The following is a 2,768-nucleotide window of genomic DNA, read 5'->3' on the forward strand; positions in this document are numbered from 1 at the left end:
GAAAGGTGCGAAACGTTCCACTATAACTGAGTAGTCTCATGAAATGTGGGGATATATTTGTAGAATATATCTAACTATTTACTCGAATTATTAGGTGAAAGTCCTAATCATGACTAATGAACATTGTCATGACTATAATACTCCAACGTGCGATGTGGACTGTAAGCTACATGGTGCGGAGCTTGGAAAAGTCGTAATTCAAGTAACCTAAAACCTCGGACATGGTGAAAATAATGCGGTAGTCCTTAAAAGCAGTCTATGATGAGACAACAAACCCATGTGTGAACTGTCGTGAGGACCTTATTCTGAAAAGAATACAAAGTAAATAACTTACACTCTCTTTCATAGTGTAATGTTCTAACTAGTTGAAATGCTAGTTTGCATAGGAAAACAATTGTTCATTAAATTCCATATGATTTACCGGCAGAGAGTGGGCATCTAAGGACATGCAAATAAAGGGATAGAGTAAATGGAACGTTTGAAGGCTATGTTGGGAGAGATTACAGTCTCAATGAAACTCATAGCTGGCAGAGGTGTCATAGTAGTGATGATTGTTGTCTCAATGACGTTACTATAAGGAACCATTCCGAAGTGTAACAGAGAGGAAAAAACAACGGGAGCGAAGGACACCAGTCGGTAATTTAATATTTCTTAATCTATCAACGTCTAAATGAGGTTAATCCGAATAAACAGCTAATTCATGAAATCTACTCTTCTTTAACAATGAAATAAAGAAGGTGATGTAGTGAAGGTAAACAGACGATTGATTAATTCTGAAAGCGACCTAATCAAAACACTAGAGGATTTATACTTTATGTCCAAGGAAGGTAAAAACTTTTTCAGCATCATGGAAATATTATCTAATGAAGAAGTGATCAAAACCGCCATCCACAACATAAAGAGTAATAAAGGAAGCAAGACTGCGGGGATTGATGGGAAAACTATTGATGATTTTCTACAAATGGAAACATCTAGTTTAGTAGAGCTAATCAGGAACACTATTAATAGCTACACACCACAACCGGTAAAGCGCATCTACATTCCAAAAGGGAATATCAAATCCAGTAAGAAATCTGAAATGAGACCATTGGGTATCCCTAATATGATAGACCGCATTATTCAAGAGCTAGTGAGGATGTTCATTGAACCTATTGTAGAAGCTAAATTTTACAAGCATAGTTACGGTTTTCGTCCCTATCGTAGTGCGGAACATGCTCTAGCCAGAATGAGAGACGTAGCGCGTAGAAGCAAAACGTATTGGGTGGTTGAGGGTGATATCAAGGGTTATTTTGATAACATTAACCATAATAAATTACTAGAAATTATGTGGAATATGGGGATTAAGGACAAAAGACTGTTAGCCATAATTAAAAAAATGCTAAAAGCAGGATATATGGATGAGGGAAGGTATTACAAAACAGATAAGGGTACGCCACAAGGAGGAATCATTAGCCCCTTACTAGCAAACATTTATCTGAACGGTTTTGACTGGTTTATAGCCAAAGAATACGAATACCATCCATACACCAATAGGTATCAATCAAGAAAAGCTGCATACCAAAAATTAAGAAAAGAAGGACACTGTCCAACCTATTTAGTTAGATATGCAGACGACTGGGTTATATTAACAACTAGTGAAGAGAATGCAACGAGGTTGTTGAAAAAAGCAGGGAAATATCTCAAACATGTACTCCATCTTGATCTGTCGAAGGAAAAGACACTTATCTCCGACCTGAGGATAAGACCTCTAACATTCCTCTCCTATAACATGAGGTTTGGAATGACAAAGGAGAATAAGGAAGCACCGTTACTATATCCTAATATGAAAGCGGTTAGTAGGTCAGTTGAAGAGATTAAAGTTATTGTTAAAAAACTAAGGTACAGTCCGGACAACGAGTGGTTTGCTACAAACATAGAAAAAATTAACGAAAAATTGATCGGATTAAGCAACTACTTTAACAAGGGCATTAGCAAACGTACACTAGAGAAAATTGACAATAGGCTATTCTGGGGAGTTTGGAAGTCTTTTAAAAGTTATTTTAGATATGAAAAGGATACAAAGATGGCAATGAAACACTTTGTTCCTATGAATATTTTAGGAAATCGTATTAATAGACATGAAAAGTATCAAGGAAAAACTCTAGCAATAGAGATTGATGGTATCTTGATTGGTATAACCAAGAGTGCCATTACTCCAGTACAATACTCCAGAAACTTTAATCAAGATATGACACCTTATACGCCTGAAGGAAGAAAACTTTATGCCAAAATGATGGAAAAAGTTCCTCCTCTTGCGAGACCAGCTACATATAAAGCAGATGAGTTATTTATAGCTCATTCAGATAAGAGTCGGGAAATTACAAACTTCGAATATATGATGAACAAAGACTATGCGTACAATCGAGATAAAGGTAAATGTCGAGCTTGCTCATGCTACTTATATGGCAAGGCACATTGCCATCATAAAAAGAATACATTACCCATGGATGAAATCAACAAGGTCAAGAATTTAATCTCTCTTTGCAATGAGTGTCACAAGTTGGTACACAATAGCAAACCAATTGAAGGCACAACCAAAAGAGTGAAATTGATTGAAGAGCTGAGGAAGACAATAAGAGATTAAGAAATATAACAACACACATCGCGAGATGTCACGTTGTACATAAGAACAAATTATCGATGGCAAGCCGTATGCGGTGAAAATCGCACGTACGGTTTAGAGTGGGGGAAAAGATGGAGATTATTTCAAAGTCTTACCTATCACTATC

At 36.5% G+C, this 2,768-nt stretch carries 1 protein-coding gene; it reads left to right on the forward strand.

The features are described 5' to 3' along the window. The first annotated feature begins 745 nt into the window (after window positions 1–745). Window positions 746–2,623, forward strand: coding sequence for a group II intron reverse transcriptase/maturase (ltrA, locus tag ACS2CR_RS33825; RefSeq protein ID WP_153602495.1), 1,878 nt, complete (start codon window positions 746–748; stop codon window positions 2,621–2,623). Window positions 2,624–2,768: the final 145 nt, after the last annotated feature.

The organism is Bacillus cereus group sp. BceL291 (assembly GCF_051776705.1).
GTDB lineage: Bacteria > Bacillota > Bacilli > Bacillales > Bacillaceae_G > Bacillus_A > Bacillus_A cereus.